The 428-nt window shown below is 59.6% G+C and carries 1 protein-coding gene; it reads right to left on the reverse strand.

Annotation, left to right across the window (positions count from 1 at the left end; genetic code table 11):
- On the reverse strand, positions 1 to 318 hold a 318-nt coding region (locus tag AC1D0P_RS30215; RefSeq protein ID WP_477680101.1), incomplete at its 3' end, for a hypothetical protein.
- Positions 319 to 428 lie beyond the last annotated feature (110 nt).

Below are 428 nucleotides of genomic sequence, written 5' to 3' on the forward strand. Positions count from 1 at the left end.
GATCTGCCATTCCGCGACAGCAGCACCCTGTCCTTTGATGGTATTGTAGATGGCAAGCGCCGCCGCGAAGCCGCCGGCATAGATGCCGAGTGTCGCCAGCGCATTGAGAAGGCGCATTTCACCCCAGCGCAGCCAGAGGCCGGCCGACAGGCCAGCCAGGCAGACGATCATCAGGATGATTTCGGGGCCTGACAGCGGCGTCGCAAGGCTCAGCACATGCCACGCGACGAAAATGCCGATGACGAATGCTGAAATCGCGTAGATGACGCCATGCCAGGCGGCCAGGAACCGTCTCGCCTGCTCGAAAAATGCCTTCATCGAAACCCCCCAGTTTCGTAATTCCTTGTTCGGCGGTGCAGTGCCGAATCTTTCGACTTTTCCGGCCTATTGCGCGAGAATGCAAGCAGATTTGCGGGTCCCTCGTCGTC

This window comes from Polaromonas sp. P1_G2, assembly GCF_056405515.1.